The organism is Fulverythrobacter ferritrahens (assembly GCF_020539485.1).
Lineage (GTDB): Bacteria > Pseudomonadota > Alphaproteobacteria > Sphingomonadales > Sphingomonadaceae > Andeanibacterium > Andeanibacterium ferritrahens.
Genome location: NZ_JACDXU010000001.1, coordinates 96,433 through 111,795 on the forward strand (window position 1 = coordinate 96,433; position 15,363 = coordinate 111,795).

General features: G+C 61.9%; 15 protein-coding genes. 13 read left to right on the plus strand and 2 right to left on the minus strand.

Going from position 1 to position 15,363, the window contains the following annotated elements:
- Nucleotides 1-12 precede the first annotated feature (12 nt).
- From H0274_RS00440 to H0274_RS00480, 9 genes are read left to right on the plus strand one after another with little or no spacing between them, the layout of a single operon-like run.
- On the plus strand, nt 13-357 hold the full coding sequence (locus H0274_RS00440; protein ID WP_226792041.1) for a TrbI F-type domain-containing protein: 345 nt from the start codon (nt 13-15) through the stop codon (nt 355-357).
- Nucleotides 354-875 (plus strand): S26 family signal peptidase, encoded by a 522-nt coding sequence (locus H0274_RS00445; RefSeq protein WP_226792045.1) that lies wholly within the window; start codon nt 354-356, stop codon nt 873-875. The genes H0274_RS00440 and H0274_RS00445 overlap by 4 nt, the downstream gene beginning before the upstream one ends.
- Nucleotides 872-1,510 (plus strand): type-F conjugative transfer system protein TraW, encoded by a 639-nt coding sequence (gene traW / locus H0274_RS00450; protein ID WP_226792048.1) that lies wholly within the window; start codon nt 872-874, stop codon nt 1,508-1,510. The genes H0274_RS00445 and traW overlap by 4 nt, the downstream gene beginning before the upstream one ends.
- Nucleotides 1,507-2,520: a conjugal transfer pilus assembly protein TraU gene (traU, locus tag H0274_RS00455; protein WP_226792051.1), complete on the plus strand. Its 1,014-nt coding sequence runs from the start codon at nt 1,507-1,509 to the stop codon at nt 2,518-2,520. Before traW ends, traU begins: the two co-directional genes overlap by 4 nt.
- Complete coding sequence (gene trbC, locus H0274_RS00460; protein WP_226792054.1) at nt 2,517-3,269, plus strand: type-F conjugative transfer system pilin assembly protein TrbC; 753 nt, start codon at nt 2,517-2,519, stop codon at nt 3,267-3,269. The genes traU and trbC overlap by 4 nt, the downstream gene beginning before the upstream one ends.
- Nucleotides 3,266-4,999 (plus strand): conjugal transfer protein TraN, encoded by a 1,734-nt coding sequence (locus H0274_RS00465; protein ID WP_226792057.1) that lies wholly within the window; start codon nt 3,266-3,268, stop codon nt 4,997-4,999. The genes trbC and H0274_RS00465 overlap by 4 nt, the downstream gene beginning before the upstream one ends.
- On the plus strand, nt 4,996-5,811 hold the full coding sequence (locus H0274_RS00470; protein WP_226792061.1) for a conjugal transfer protein TraF: 816 nt from the start codon (nt 4,996-4,998) through the stop codon (nt 5,809-5,811). Before H0274_RS00465 ends, H0274_RS00470 begins: the two co-directional genes overlap by 4 nt.
- Nucleotides 5,801-7,237, plus strand: a complete 1,437-nt coding sequence (locus tag H0274_RS00475; protein ID WP_226792064.1) for a conjugal transfer protein TraH — start codon at nt 5,801-5,803, stop codon at nt 7,235-7,237. Before H0274_RS00470 ends, H0274_RS00475 begins: the two co-directional genes overlap by 11 nt.
- A 12-nt stretch (nt 7,238-7,249) precedes the next feature.
- Nucleotides 7,250-9,961 carry a conjugal transfer protein TraG N-terminal domain-containing protein gene (locus H0274_RS00480; protein ID WP_226792066.1) on the plus strand — a complete coding sequence of 904 codons (2,712 nt, stop codon included), beginning with the start codon at nt 7,250-7,252 and terminating at the stop codon, nt 9,959-9,961.
- Here the strand turns inward: H0274_RS00480 and H0274_RS00485 are convergent, their stop codons facing one another.
- The gene (locus H0274_RS00485) at nt 9,962-10,165 is read right to left on the minus strand and encodes a hypothetical protein (RefSeq protein ID WP_226792069.1); all 204 of its coding nucleotides are present in this window, start codon (nt 10,163-10,165) and stop codon (nt 9,962-9,964) included.
- Nucleotides 10,166-10,253: 88 nt separating this feature from the next.
- On the minus strand, nt 10,254-10,823 hold the full coding sequence (locus H0274_RS00490) for a hypothetical protein (protein WP_226792072.1): 570 nt from the start codon (nt 10,821-10,823) through the stop codon (nt 10,254-10,256).
- A 100-nt stretch (nt 10,824-10,923) separates the two neighbouring features.
- Here H0274_RS00490 and H0274_RS00495 point away from each other — a divergent pair, with 100 nt between their 5' ends.
- The 4 genes from H0274_RS00495 to dbpB (H0274_RS00510) are packed head-to-tail and all read left to right on the plus strand — an operon-like array spanning nt 10,924 to nt 15,361.
- A complete protein-coding gene (locus H0274_RS00495; protein ID WP_226792075.1) occupies nt 10,924-11,877 on the plus strand; it encodes a hypothetical protein in 954 nt (317 codons plus the stop codon).
- Complete coding sequence (gene dbpB / locus H0274_RS00500; RefSeq protein WP_226792078.1) at nt 11,870-12,988, plus strand: DGQHR domain-containing protein DpdB; 1,119 nt, start codon at nt 11,870-11,872, stop codon at nt 12,986-12,988. Before H0274_RS00495 ends, dbpB (H0274_RS00500) begins: the two co-directional genes overlap by 8 nt.
- Nucleotides 12,985-14,274 carry a tRNA-guanine transglycosylase DpdA gene (dpdA, locus tag H0274_RS00505; RefSeq protein ID WP_226792081.1) on the plus strand — a complete coding sequence of 430 codons (1,290 nt, stop codon included), beginning with the start codon at nt 12,985-12,987 and terminating at the stop codon, nt 14,272-14,274. Before dbpB (H0274_RS00500) ends, dpdA begins: the two co-directional genes overlap by 4 nt.
- Nucleotides 14,275-14,278: 4 nt before the next feature.
- Nucleotides 14,279-15,361, plus strand: a complete 1,083-nt coding sequence (dbpB, locus tag H0274_RS00510; RefSeq protein WP_226792084.1) for a DGQHR domain-containing protein DpdB — start codon at nt 14,279-14,281, stop codon at nt 15,359-15,361.
- Nucleotides 15,362-15,363 lie beyond the last annotated feature (2 nt).

Consider the following 15,363-nt stretch of genomic DNA (forward strand, 5'->3'; position numbering starts at 1 on the left):
AATCGCCCGCTGGTGCTCAGAATTCTCGGCGTGCTCGCGCTCGTGGCCACGCTGCTCTGGGCAGCCTGGGTCAGCCGCGAACTGTCCGAACCGCGCCAGCAGATCGTCACTGTCCGGCTTGCCGAAACCATCGCGGCTTTCGTCGATGCCGAAGCGCGCGGGGCACAGGATCCCGAAGCCAGCCAGGCGCGCGTGCTCGCCTTCCTCCAGGCCTCCGAGCGTGCCGTTGCAGAAATGGGGACCGGTGGCCGCGTGGTGCTGGTCGGCGAAGCCGTGCTCGCGGGCGATGCCCCCGATGCCACCGATGAACTGCGCGCGCGGATCGCCCGCCAGCTTGGGCAGGGAGGCGGTCAGTGACGCACTTTGCCTCTCGTCTTGTCCGCACGATCAAACGGCCGCTTGTCCTGACCGGCCTGGTGCTGCTGCCGCTCGGATGGGGCGCGGTCGATGCCTTCGCGAAAGACCATGCCTTCCTCATCAATGCCAGCCCGAGCCTGCCCAACTGGGCGTTCTGGCTCGACAAGCACGCGCGGATCGAGCGCGGCAGTCTGATCTTCTTCGAGCCGCCGGCAAGCAGGCTCGTCGAAGCGCATTTCGGAAAAGGCGCGCAGCTCTTCGGCAAGCGGGTGCTGGGCGTGCCGGGCGATGTCGTGAGCCACCGTGGCCACGAGGTCTTCATCAACGGTCGCAAGATCGCCGCGCGGCTCGATGAGACCCGTCTCGGCATTGCGCTACACAAAGGCCCCGAAGGACCAATCCCCGACGGCTGCTTCTACACCGGGACCAGCCATCCCCGCGGCCTCGACAGCCGCTACGCCGAGATCGGCTTCGTCTGCCGCGGCCAGATCCTCGGCAGCGGGAGGGCGATCCTGTGAGCAAGCTCATCCTCCCCGCGGCCCTGCTTGCAGTCCTGCTCTGCCCTGCCGAGGTGCTGGCGCGCGACTATGGCCAACGCGGCACGGTGTTTCCCGTGATCGAGCGCGACCTTCTCGAACAGATCCATTCGCGCCTGACGCAGATGGAACGTTCGGGCGAAACCGCGCGGCTCAATGAAGACCTGAAGCGCCGCACGATCGCGCGGGTGGGCCGGCCCGATCCTGTCGCCGGGATCGTCCGGGCCAGCGAAGCGCGGCGCTGGCAATTCGATCCGACGATTACGCTCGCTGCCGATATCCGCGGGGCAAAAGGCGAGCTGATCCATGCCGCTGGCACAAGGGTCAATCCGCTCGACAGCGTCGGCCTTCGCGCAGATCTCCTGTTCCTCGACGGCGACGATCCCGACCAGCTCGCCTGGGCGCTCAAGCAGGACGCCAATGCCAAGCTGATCCTGGTGAAGGGCGCGCCGCTCGAGCTGATGAAGGCTCGCCAGCGCCGCTTCTACTTCGACCAGGGCGGCAAACTCACGGAAAGGTTCGGGATCAGGTCGGTGCCCGCACGCGTGCGCCAGCAGGGCCGCCTGCTCGAGATCAGCGAAATCGCGCTGCCGCCGAAAAGGAGGACAGCCCAATGACCCGCTTACGAAAGCTGGCGCTCGTTCTGACCGCCATTCTTGGTCTCGCCACCGCAACGCCCGCCATGGCCGATGCCGGTCCCGGTCGCTGCACCGGAAGTTTCGTCAACCCGATCACCGACATCTGCTGGTCTTGCCTGTTCCCGATCTCCATCGGCGGGCTGGACATCTGGCCGTCGAGCCGGCCCGATCCCGATAACCCCGATCTGCCGGTGTGCCTGTGCGGTCTGAGACCAGGGATCGCGATGGGCTTCTGGGAGCCCGTTCGGCTTGCCGATGTCAGCATGAAGCCGTGGTGCTTCGTGAACCTCGGCGGCATGAAACTCGATCCGGGCTTCGATATCGGCTTCCGCTCGATCTCGGGTCCATCGGCAGTGGGCGGTGCGAGCCAGTATTATTCGAGCTGGCATGTCCACTGGTATGCCTATCCGCTGATCTACTGGATGGAGATCGTCGCCGATTTCCTGTGCCTGGAATCGGGCTCGATCGACATCCTCTATATCTCCGAGATCGATCCGCTGTGGCAGGATTCCGAGCTCACCGCGATCATCAACCCCGAAGCCGTGCTGTTTGCCAACCCGCTGGCGCTCGCTGCCTGTGCGGCCGACTGCGTCGCCTCGACCGCAAAGCTGCCGATCGACGAGATGTTCTGGTGTGCGGGCTGCCAGGGGTCGATGTATCCGATGAACGGCAATGTCTCGGCCTCGATCGGCCATGTGCAGGCCTCGCGGCTCGTGCTCTCGCGCTTTGCCTACAAGCTCCACCGAGAACTCGTCTCGTGGGGGACGATGGGGTCCAAGGGCCTGTGCGGCAAATACCTGATGCCGGTGATGCGCAAGCAGCAATACCGCTTCCAGGCCACCAACCCCAACCCGGCGACCTCGGGCCGTTACGCCTGCCCGCCCATCGGCGCCTCTACCACCTTTCAATCGGCCGGACAGGTCATCCCCGCCATCGGTGAAGACATGGGATACCTCGTCTGGCGCAAGCGGAACTGCTGCGCGCTATGAACAAACACCTCCTTCTTTTGCCCGTCGGCCTTGCCGTCACCCTCGGTGGCCTCGCTCTCGCCCAGAGCGCGCCCGAAGGCATCGATCTCGAAGCGATCCGCGAGCGTGCGGCCGAACACGCCGACGATGCGCAGGCGCTCAGCACCAATGTCCGCCAGCGCGCCGAGGCGCTGACCGAGGACGCACAGACTATCCAGGCGCAAGCGCAGGCCAATCGCGCAGCCTATGCGGACAGCATCGAGGCAATCGAGACAAACGCCGTCCTCGACTTCGACGCGATGATCGCGGGGCAAGCCGCCGCCGAGAAGGCATCGCTCGGAGGAGCCCCCCGCTTCATTGCCTTTGCCAGCCTGTCGATGCCGCCCGAGGCGCTGAAAGCACTGGTCCATGACATGACCAGGGCGGGAGGCGTCACCGTGCTGCGCGGTTTCCCGGAAGGAAACAGCGAGGCGTTCAAGAAGCGCCTGGCTGCCATCTGGAGCACCCGCAACGCGGCCGGCTCGCTCGGCATTGATCCAAGGCTGTTCCGCGCCTTTAACATCGAGGCCGCACCGAGCTTCGTCATGCTGAGCACCGAGTTCAGCCCATGCGACGGGTTCGATTGCACCAGCGAGGTGCCGCCACACGACCGTATCGCCGGCAACATCAGCGTGGGCGAAGTCCTCGAGACCTTCGCCTCGGGCAAGGGTCCGGGCGCCGAGCTTGCCCGTCTCCATCTGCGCCAGCTCTCCAGGGAGGAACGGCCATGACCGGCAGAACTCTCGCCAATATCCTTGCCGCGATCATCGCCGTGACCAGTGCATCGGCGCTTCACGCTCAGACCCGCGATGAAGCCCGGGCGGATGGCAAGGACTTTGCCACCGAGCTGCTGGGCGAGGCGCGCGAGGCAGCAACGACCAACCCCGACGCGGCGCGCGTTCCCAATTTCGATCCGCAAGCGACGCGCGACCTGCAGGATCTTGCACGCGATCCCGACCAGATCGAGGCCCGCGCCCGCAGCGCCGCCACGACCAGCACGCCGATGCGGACGATCCGTGACAGCATGGATTCGCGCGCGCAGTTCGACCCGGACGAAATCGCGGACATGCTCGCGCGGAGCCGGACCATCAACGAGACCCCGCTCGACTACACCAGCGGCATGTCGGTCACCGGTAGCCAGGGTGCCTGCGTGCCGCTGCCGCCGGGATCCGCCAGCGCAGGAACCTATACGGCGACCTGCAACGCCGGCTTTACCGCAACGCGCGAGACAGGCACGTGCCAGGTCTCGCTCGATACCAGGGTCGAGGCCCGTGATATCTACGGCTACTATTGTATCGCCGGGACCGGGGTCGATCCGTCGAGCCCCTATGCCTGCGATCACTACCAGGGACCGCAATGCCGCGTGGTCCAGTCCTGGGATATCCCGTGCGGCTACGATTATTATTCGGGCTATTACTGGGGCTGCTACGGAACGCTGCGCGTCGATCTGGTCAGTTGCAGCGAGCCGGTGCCGGGTGCCACGCCCTACACCGTGACCAGCGAAAACGTCGTCACCACGACGCGCAACGAGAGCCAGTGCTCGGCTTTCCTCGACAATGGCGAATGTACGCTCGATGCCGAGACCTGCACCGACAGCACTCCGCAGACCCGTATCATTGACGGTGTCGAGGTCACGCAAAGCTGCTGGGCCTGGCAGCGCAGCTACAGCTGCGCGCGTCGGACAGCAGGAAACGACTGCAGCGAACTCGAAGCGAACGGCAGCTGCAGCTTCCTGCGCGAGGATTGCCTCACCGACGATACGCCATGCTCGACCAGTGAGCGGGTATACGAATGCCCGCTTCCAGCAGGCGATAGCGGGGGCACGCAATATGTCTGCGACGGCGATGTCTATTGCATCGACGGCAGCTGCGAAACAATCGAGCGCACCGCGAACGACGAGTTCAAGGATGCCGTCACCGCGCTCCACGCAATGGACGAGGCCCGCGGCCAGTTCGATCCCGAGACGCTGACGTTGTTCCGCGGCACGCGTAACACCTGCTCCTCCAAGGTCTTCGGCGTGCTCAACTGCTGCAAGGGCAAGGGCTTCCCGCTCATCCCCGGCATCAGCCTGCTCGTCGCGCTCGGCTGTAGCCGGGAGGAAGTGCTGCTCCACGAACGCGATGCGCAGGGGCTGTGCGCTTATGTGGGGACCTATTGTTCGGACAAGTTCCTCGGCGTCTGCCTGACCAAGAAAAAGGTCTACTGCTGCTTCGAGAGCAAGCTCTCGCGGATCCTGCAGGAACAGGGCCGACGCCAGCTGCCCAAGCCGTGGGACAAGCCCAAGGAAGAGCAGTGCGAGGGTTTCACGCTCGACGAGTTCGCCCGGCTCGACCTCAGCCAGATGGATTTCAGCGAGGTCTATGCCGAGTTCACCGATGCTGCGCGGCTCCCCGACGAGCTTGAGACCAGCATCCTCATCCAGCAGAAAATCGAAGACTATTACGCAAGGAGTGGCCAATGACGCGCCGCCAAACAGTTCCGGTGCTAGCGATGTGTCTCGCTGCACTGCTTCCCGTTCGGGCAGTTGCCCAGGAAGCGCGCCAGGCAGAGCCAGCTGCCTCGGCAGACAGCCTCTACTGCGAGCAGCGCAGGCTCGGCTACTGGTTCTATTGCGTCAAGCCGGTCCCGGCAGCCGAGCCGCAGATGGCGCAGCCACCGGCCCAGGTAACCGCCACGCAGGAACTCGACGCGGTCACGGGGGAACTGCGCGAACTTAAGGCGCGCGCGATCCTCTATCCGACGCCGGAAAACGTCACCGCCTATATCCGCTTCCAGCGCGCCCAGCTCGACCGGGCTTCGCTGTTCTCCGACGTCTGGCAGCGCGCGATCTGGCAGGATCCCGAGCTCGACTACACGCTTGAACGACCGGTCGGCGCGCTCGCCAAGAAGCAATGGCAGGACGCGCGCGCTGCCGACCGCGATGCGGTGATGGCCAGGCTCTCCGAGCGCTATGGACTGTTCTACTTCTTCGCCCAGACCTGCGGCGCCTGCGAAGTGATGAGCCCGATCGTGCGCTCGGTGGCGGACCGCTGGCATATCACGGTCCGGGCGATCTCGACCGATGGCGGACCGTCCCGGCACTTCCCCGACTACAAGGTCGAAAGCGGCCAGCGGCCGCGCATGGGGCTCGAGCCCGGCATCACCCCGGCGCTTGTGCTGTGGGACAGTGTGGCCAGGCGCCCGATCCCGATTGGATACGGCGTGCTCTCGGCCGACGAGCTGCAGGATCGCATCTACCTCCTCACCTCGAAGGAAGCCGGACATGATTACTAGCATCCGCAATGCGGCGCTCACCATAGCTGCCGCCAGCATGGTCGCGTCCCCGGTCGCCGCAAACGTCGGCGACAGCATGGACCGCTTCATGGACGACATGGGCGCAGCAGCCAATGTCACCGGGCCGAGCGCGTTCGAAGGACAGTCGGCGGGCTATTACAGCCTCGGCAATGTCTGGACGCGCTTCCCGCAGAAGACGACCAACATCGCCAATCTCCAGCTTCCGCGTGCCCGCGCTGGTTGCGGGGGTATCGATATCTTCGCCGGGTCGTTCTCCTTCATCAACGCAAGCGAGATGGTCGCGCTCCTGAAGGCCGTCGCCAACAATGCGGTGGGGTTCGCCTTCAGTCTCGCGATCGATACCGTCTGCCCCGAGTGCTCGAAGATCATGCAGGAGTTCAGCCAGAAGGCGCAGCTCATGAACAATCTCTCGATCAACTCCTGCGAGATGGCGCAGGGGCTGGTCGGCGGCGTCTGGCCCAAGGGCGATCTCGCCGACAAGGCGATCTGCGAGGCGATCGGCAATTCCGAAGGCATCTTCACCGACTATGCTGCTGCCAAGCATGGGTGCGGAACGCGCGGCCAGCGCGCCTCGACCAACGAGGGTGCCGGCGCCGACTATGCCGACGTCAATCCCGGTGTGCCGCGCAATTACACCTGGCATGTCCTCAAGCAGAGCGCCTTCTTCAACCCCGGTGGCACTTTCGACCGCGATCTTGCCGAGTATGCGATGACGCTCATCGGCACGGTGATCTACGTGCCGCCCCGCGACGACGAGCCGGGCAAGTTCGTGCCTTTCGCCGGCGACGCCTCCTCGACGCTGGTGACCGCACTGCTCGACGGGACGCAGGGCCAGTCGGTGCGGGTGTTCCAGTGCGACGAGCCCGACCAGTGCCTCAACCCGACCTTCCAGCAGATGAGCCTGTCGAGCGCAAAGGCTATCCGGCCCCGAGTTGCCCGGCTCATCGGCAGCATGGTCGAGGCCATCCGCAGCGACACAGCGATCGGCGACGAGGAGAAGGAGCTGCTCCAGGTGGCATCGGTGCCGCTCTACAAGATCCTCACCGTGCAGGCGGCCTATGGACGCGGGATGGCCACCGACGACCGCGACACGCTGGCCGAGATCGCCAGCATCGATCTCCTCTATGCCATCCTTGAACGCATCACCGCAGAGGCCGGACGCTCAATGGCGAGTTTCATCGCGGCCGATGAAGCCAAGCTTGCGATCTGGCGCGCTCAGGTCGCCGAGGTCCGGTCAAGCCTCGCCCAGCGACAAGCGACCGGACAGGCGCGGGTCTCGGCGATCATGCAGATCATCGAGAAAACCGCGATGATCGAGAACATGCTTGCGGCTTCGATGTCGCCGTCGATGGCCGCCGCGCTCGACTGGTCCCGCGGGATGCAGTCCCGCTCCATCGTTCCATAAGGGTCAGGCAGCATGGTCGAGATTTTCACGGTCGGTGGCGGCGAGTACATCGTCAATGTCCTCAACGCCGTTGCCGCCTGGACCGGTGCGGGCGGCTACAAGAGCCTCATCCAGGTCGCGCTGGTGATGGGCATGGTGCTCGCGGTAATAGTGGTCGCGTTCAACCAGGACTGGCGCGCATGGCTCAACTGGTTCCTCGGTGCGACGCTCATTTACATGTGCCTGATGGTGCCGCGCATGGACGTCCACGTGACCGACCGGGTCAATCCCAGCCTTGCACCGGCAACGGTGGCCAATGTCCCGCTCGGGCTGGCCCTTATGGCGAGCTTCACCAGCCAGGCGGGAGACTATCTGACCCGCTCGGCCGAGCTCGTCTTCGGCCTGCCGGACGACCTCAACTACTCGAAGAACGGCATGATCTATGGCGCGCGGCTGCTTGAATCGACGCGGAGCTTGCGCATTTCCGATCCGGAGTTCGCTGCGAACTTCGATGAGCATGTCCGGCAATGCGTGTTCTACGATCTGCTGCTCGGCCGCTACTCGATGAAGGAGATGTCCGAGAGCGACGATATCTGGGCGACGATCGCACCGGGCAGCGCGGCGCGCGCGCAGAAATTCCTGACCCGGCAGGCCGACGACAGCGTGACGGCCTCGATCATCACTTGCCGCGAAGCCTACACCGCGCTCTCGGGGCAGTGGGCGAGCCTCATTGACGAAATGACGCTTGTCGCGGGGCGTCAGCTCTATCCGCGCCAGACCGAAGCGCTCGCCAAGGCCAAGCTCATGGCCGACCTCCCAATTGCCTATCAGTATCTCACCGGCATCTCGCGCAGCGCGAGCGACATCTTCCGTCAGGTGCTGACGATCAATGCCATGAACCAGGCCATGCACGGCTTTGCAGGGGCGAGCGGCACCGGCAGCATCGACGTATTCGCGCAGACCCGGGCCGATATTCAGACTGAGCGGACCTATTCTTCGATCGCGCACAACGCGATGAAATGGGTCCCGATCCTCAATGTCGTGCTGACGGTAGTGTTCTACGCGCTGTTCCCTGTCCTGTTTCCGTTGTTCCTGATGCCGCGGACCGGACCCATCGCGCTGAGAGGTTACGTCACCGGCTTCTTCTACCTTGCGGCGTGGGGACCGCTCTTTGTCATCCTGCACATGATCCTGATGTTCAAGGGCGCAGGCGATGTCGCCGCCGCTGGCGGCAGCACGGGTCTCAGCCTCGCGACCTTTGCCGGCATGAGCGACGTCAACAGCGATATCGGCATCCTGGCGGGCTATCTTGTCGCCTCGATCCCGTTCCTTGCCGGCGGGGTGGCGCGTGGTGCGCTGGCGATTTCGGGCCAGGCGACGAGCTACTTGAACCCGAGCCAGAACGCGGCCGAGGAAGCCTCGCGCGAAGCGAGCACCGGCAATGTCTCGCTCGGCAATTCGAACATCGACAATTCGACAGTGTTTTCCCGCCAGTTTGCCCAAGGCAATCTTGCCCCCAACATTGCCTATGGCGCGGCACAGACGCGTGGTTTCAGCGACAGCGGTACGCAGACCACCAGCTTCCCCGATGGCGAGTTCGCTGCTGTCCCGAATTCAAGCTATCCGTTCACACCGACTCTCGGGCAGGACTTTACCGGTCGCCTCGGAACGATGGCGAGCCAGAGCCGGACGCAGAGCGAGACCTATGCCAACCTCGCCCAGCAATCGACGAGCTCTGCGCTCACCCGGTTCAGCGAGATCCGCAACGCCTACAGCCAAGGTCAGAGCTCCGACACAGTCAGCGGCGTCGGCACGAACGACAGCATCGGCACGGCATTCAGCGAAGTCGACAATGCCTCGAGGACTCTCCAGCAGCAGTTCGGCCTGTCCCGGCGCGCCTCCGACGACATTACGGTCTCATGGTTCCTCAATGGCGAGGTAAATGGTGGGGCTGGAGCCAATGTTGGCGTAGCTCAAGTGGGTGCCAAGGCCAGAGGTGGCCGCAACCAGTCATGGACAGACAGCGATATCGGAATCGCCTCGGAAGACCGCGGCAGGATCATGGGAACGCTGCGCCAGCTTTCCGACAGTCGCAACTGGTCGAACACGCGTGAAGGCTTCCTGCGCGAGACGAGCTCGAGCTCGGTATCGCAGGTGTCGACCAGCTCTTCGGGTCTCAGCCGATCGCTGACCGAAGCCGAGAGCTATACGCGAGAGGCGCGTCGGGCCGAAGAGATGGCCAGCCGCCTCGAGAACCAGGCCAGCTGGTACGAGGCCAACAGTGCTGCAGGCTCGCTCAATTTGAGTCAGGCCTATCGCGAATGGGGCATGGCCGAGATCGAGTCCAACCGCGACTATTACGGGCCGGTGCGCTTCGACGACATCGAGTTCCAGATGAGCGCGCGCGGCCAACAACTGCAATCGCGGTTTGTCGAAAGCTATGCTGACCGGCTGCAGGACGACATCGAAGCCGACCTTTCATTGCCGGACTTCGCTGCTGTCAGCCGCCCCGGGATCGGAAGTGCTGGGCAGGTGCGAGCTAGGGGAGCCGTGGGTTCTGTGGGTGGTCCCTCAATGCCCGATGCTCCTGATCGGTATGACATCACGGATGAGGTCGAGCGGGTTCGCCAGCAGGGTCGTGGAAGGATTGGTACCGTTCGAGGTTACCTGGACCGCCAAACGCAGGGCGCCACAGGTGCAAGCGAGGAAGCGGCTGATGAGGTGAAAGAGTGGGGCAATAGGTGATTACAGGATCACGTCCTGCACAATCACAAAGACGACGAAACCGATTAAAATGAACGCAGCGGCGAGGATCACTGCTCGAGCCCATCGATCGGCCCAGGCCTTCTTCCAAGAGTATGACGTGAGGCGATTTTCGGTGATGGCACGGTCGACTTCCTTGAAGCCCTCCCATTGGTGCTCGTTCTGATCAGGCCTCTGCTTCGTCATTGTGAATTCCTCGGTAAGCCTGCCCCATAATGTCGCACAATTGAGACCTTATGCCCCTTTTTGCCGTTAATGTCGCGATTTCGAGACATTAGCGGATCTGCCAGATCAAAAGATCGAGCACCTTAAGATCAGTGAATTCCTTAAATTGGGGAAATTCTAGGTCGAAGCGCTGACGCAGGAGCGGAAAGCGATCGGCACATAGCAGAGCATCGAGATGGGCCTGGATGGCTTGGTAATCATTAACAGCGTCGGCAATCTTTTCGAGCCCGGAGCCCGTGCGGGTCCGCAGTCCCAAATTGCTCCGCACGATCGAATCATAAACCGCTCTGGTCGGATCCACGGTTGCGATCAGCTTCGAGGCGAATGATGCTTCGACTCTCCCGGTGGTCTCAAAAATTGACCGAAGAACCTCCCCAAACTCGATGTCCGGGTTGGACTTCTGCTGCTCAAAAATCCGGTAGAAACGGCCTCGCCAGTCGGCGTTTCTGCGGACCCCGTAGAGGCCGTTGAAGGTGCGTTGGTAGGCGAGATCCTCTTCGACATTTGTCCGATGAAGCTGTTCGACCGTATAGGCATAGCGCGAGAGGTCGGCATGGCGCTGCGCCAAGCCAGCTAGAGCGTCATCCGTACGCCTGAGCAACTCGGCAATCGTAATCACGCCTGATCATCTCCTCGATTTTGGCGCATTTATTTACACAAAAACTTTGCGCGATTGGCGCATTAAATGTAGCCGTTTTGTTCCGCCCTTGCTATCAAAAATGCTCAACTGGCAGGAACAGATCTTGGCTATCGTTATCACCACGTGCACAAACAGGAAGCGAAAGCCGGTGGCTGCTCGGCTGCACGCGGGTGATCTTAAGAAGGGTGGTATCACCCAGGTCGCGGCAGAATGGGGCGAACGGCTAGGCGAGGCCTGTCAGACCTATCCTGCGAGTTCGCTCTATGGCGGCCGGTCCTTCAGGGACTCTATGGTTGCCGCCGAGAAGGTCGGTGCGGAACTGCTGATAGTTTCAGCTGGCCTTGGCCTGGTTAGTGCACGAACGCAGGTACCCTCCTATGCTTGCACCGTACTCAGCGGGGCAGCTGATAGCATCGCCGCCCCTATCACCGAGGGATTCAGCAGAGCGAATTGGTGGAAAGAACTCAGCCAAGTGTCTCCGCACACGATGAAGCTAGCCGATCTGGCAGATTCCCGCACCGGCCTGATCATGGCCGCATTGTCCGATGGATATATCGAGATGATGCTCGAGGAGTTTCTGACGCTTCCGGAAGGACGAAGAAGCGATCTGCGATTGTTCACGCGCACGCCTAGAGAGCGAATACCAGCACAATTGCAGCCTTTCCTGATGCCATATGACGACCGGCTTGACGGCCCAGACAGTCCAATCCGCGGCACCCGTAGCGATTTCGCTGCCCGCGCCCTACTGCACTTCGTCGACAGCATCCTTTCCTCTGATGATGACCGCTCAGCCAGCCAACATGCCGACGCCGTCGAAAGGGCGGCAAAGGACTGGGCTGAACCTCCAGTATTTTCCCGCCGCCGGCTTTCCGACGACGAGATCAGGCAATTGATGCGCCGCCATTGGCTCGAAACCAACGGGAGTACGACCAAGTTGCTCAGGCTCTTTCGGGATGAACTCGACATTGCCTGCGAACAGGGGCGCTTTGCATCGCTCGCAAGAGAGATACGGTCGGAGGTGAGCCATGGCTAAAGAGACATTGGCCATTCGTGCTGTTCGCAGCGAGCAAGGCGACGGAACCGCGGTTTTCGTCTTCTTTCTCGAAGGCGCAGACATCATGCGTATCGCCGATATCGCCCGCCTGCGGCGCGAAGAACAGGAACTCAAGGGCTTCCAACGCAGCGAAATCAAGGCGCACGTTTCGGCAATCACGCAGTTTCTCGATAGCGGGAAAGTCCTCTTTCCAAACGCGATCATCCTGGCTCTTTCGGAGGAAGTGGAATTCGCCTCGGCACGGGGGCGCAAGCCCGGAAACATCTGCGAGATCGGCGACGCTGGTACACTGACCATTCCTGTTTACCCGGCAGGCCGCCGGGCGGCCTGGATCGTCGATGGCCAGCAACGATCGCTGGCCTTGGCGCAGGCAAAGGATCAGTCGATCGCCGTGCCAGTCGTCGGTTTCGTCTCGGATGAGATTGAGGCTCAACGAGAACAGTTCATTCTCGTCAACAAGGCGCGGCCACTGCCCAAACGTCTGATCGATGAACTGCTGCCAGAAGTGAGCGCTCTCCTGCCTAGGGATCTGGCTGCGCGCAAACTGCCAAGCGCGCTCTGCGAATTGCTCAACCAGCATAAGGACTCGCCATTTCACAATCTCATCAAGCGGGAATCCAATGCGCGCTCCGGAACCGGTGTCGTTGCGGACTCTGCCCTGATCGAAGCGATGCGTACCAGCCTCAGGTCGGCGTCCGGGGCTCTCGGCCAATTCAAGCGCAATGGCGACGTCACTGACGCCAATGCCATGTATGAAACGCTCGTTCTGTACTGGAGCGCGGTGCGCGACACATTCCCGGATGCCTGGGGCAAGCCGCCAACCCAAAGTCGGCTTATGCATAGCGCTGGCATCCGAGCGATGGGCGCCCTGATGGATCAAATCATGTTGCGGGTCGACAGCGCGGAAGACCGCGGGGCCGCGGTGCGTGCAATCCTGAAGAAGTTGGCGAAGCATTGCCACTGGACCGAAGGGCGTTGGGATGCCCTCAACCTGATGTGGAATGAAGTGCAGTCAACGTCCCAACACATCTCGAAGCTCACTGACCATCTGATGCACCTGGAACGCGACCTGGCGAGGGGAACCTCATGAAGTTCATCTTCGCCGACAGTCTGGATTATGTCGATCCGGCCTTTGACTTCATTGCCGACCGCAGTCCTGCGGAACGGCAGCCCTATTGGGACGACGCCTATCCTCACGAGATACTCGGCTACGCTCCCTACGACGGGGTGCTCGTGTCGAAAGGCATCGTCGGCGACCATCGCGTCAAAGGGAAATACACGGCCAGCCAAGCCCGGCGCTTCGAGTTGGTTGGCGCGCGCAAGTTCCTGAGGCTCGACAAACCGGAATTCGCGCATCTCGACATCTTCGGCGACTGCGGCGCATTCACCTATGTCAACGAGGAGCGTCCGCCCTACTCACCTGCAGAGATCGCTGAGTTCTACGATGATTGCGGCTTCACGCATGGCTGCTCGGTCGACCACATCATCTTTGACTTCGATGTTGCCGCAAAAGGCCTCGATGGTGGATCGAACGACGCCAAGGATCGCTTCGAGATCACGCTCGAGAATGCTGATGCTTTCCGGAGGGAAGCCAAAGCCATTGACGCACTGTTCAAGCCCCTCGGCGTTGTTCAAGGCTGGTCGCCCGATAGCATGGCGGAAGCTGCGCGCAGGCTGGTGGCGATGGGGTATGATTACCTCGCGCTCGGCGGCATGGTCCCATTGAAATCACCCGAGATCAAACAGTGCCTCGCGGCGATCCGAGAAGTCGTACCACCGGCGACACGCCTCCATATCCTTGGCTTCGCGAAGGCCGACGACATCGATAGCTTCCACAGTTACGACATCGCCAGCTTCGACACGACGTCGCCGCTCATTCGCGCGTTTAAGGACGCCAAGCAGAATTACTACCTGCCCGGCAATGGTCTGGGACTGCGTTATTTCACATCGATCCGCGTACCCCAGGCGCTTGAAAACCCACGCCTTCAAAGAACGGTCAAGCGCGGTGTCTTTCGAGCAGAAGATCTGGTCACCATGGAAAGCGCGGCATTGTCGAGCTTGCGCGCTTTCGATCGGGGCGAAGCCGGTATTGAGGAAACACTCCAGAACGTCCTCGTCTACAGCGCCCCACTCGTGGAAGAAAAGCCGTTTGAAGACTGCAAGGACTCGACCAGCATGGTTCGCCTGGCGACGCGCTATCGCGATACTCTCGAGAGCAAACCATGGAAGCAGTGCAGTTGCTCGATCTGCGAACATGCGGCTGTCGATGTAATCATTTTCCGGGGAAGCAATCGGAACAAGCGTCGCGGGATTCACAATCTCGCGGTCTACAAGGATCATATTGAGAGATTGGATTTGAAGCGTGCCCTCACCTAAGCCCATGCAATACCTTGCCGTGACCGCGGAACAGAGCAGCGAGCATCGGGTCCTCGTGTTTGCGGCCAAGGCATCCGACATTCTCAAGTTTGCATCGATTGACCGCATTGGCCGCGATGCACAGGGCGAACTCAGCGGCTTCCAACGGCCACAGGTTGCTGCTCACATTCGGGAGATCCAGGACTACCTGATCAAGCCAAACTCGGTCCTTCCCAATCCGATCGTCGTCGCCTTTACAGATCATGTCGGCGTTGAGGATTTGGGAGATGGATCGGCGCGCCTGACGATCGACGTAAGCAAGGGGACACCGGGACTGGTTGTCGATGGGCAACAGCGGCTTTCTGCCCTGAGCACGCTGGAGCGTGATTTTCAGGTCTTCGTGTCGGTCCTGATTTGCCAGGACGAGGCAGAGCTGCGTCGGCAGTTCGTGCTCATCAACAACACTAAGCCGCTGCCCAAGTCGCTGATTTATGAACTGCTGCCCACTGTCGATGATCTTCCGGCGCGGCTCAGCAGGCGCTCGACGGCTGCCGACCTGACCGCCCGGCTGAACTTCGAGAACACCTCGCTCAAGGGCTACATCCGTCAACACACCTGCCCGGAAGGGATCATCGCCGACACCGTGATGCAGAAGATCATCATGGAGTCGCTCGCCAACGGCATTATGCGCGACCTTATTGGTCGGCCTAAAGGCGAAGACAAATGCGTTCGGCTTGTCTCGAATTTCTTTGAAGCCGTGAAACGGGTTTTCCCGGACGCTTGGCATGGTCACAAGCCAAAAACATCTCGGTTGCTCCACGGGGCCGGTATTCAGGCGATGGGCGATGTTATGGAAGTGCTGGCCCAAAGGGTAGATGCCCGATCGGTCGATGACTTCCAGGCAGGTATGGAATGCCTCAAGGACAAGACCGCGTGGACTTCCGGCGACTGGGAACTCGGTGGCGAAGTTCGGCGCTGGAACTCGCTGCAAAATGTCAATCGCGACGTCGCGCTACTCAAGCACTATCTCGTCGGCATCCTCAAGGCCGATCTCAGGCAAAAGCGGCGTGCAGCACCTGCTCCACTCTTCGAAGACGCGGCTGAATAGCC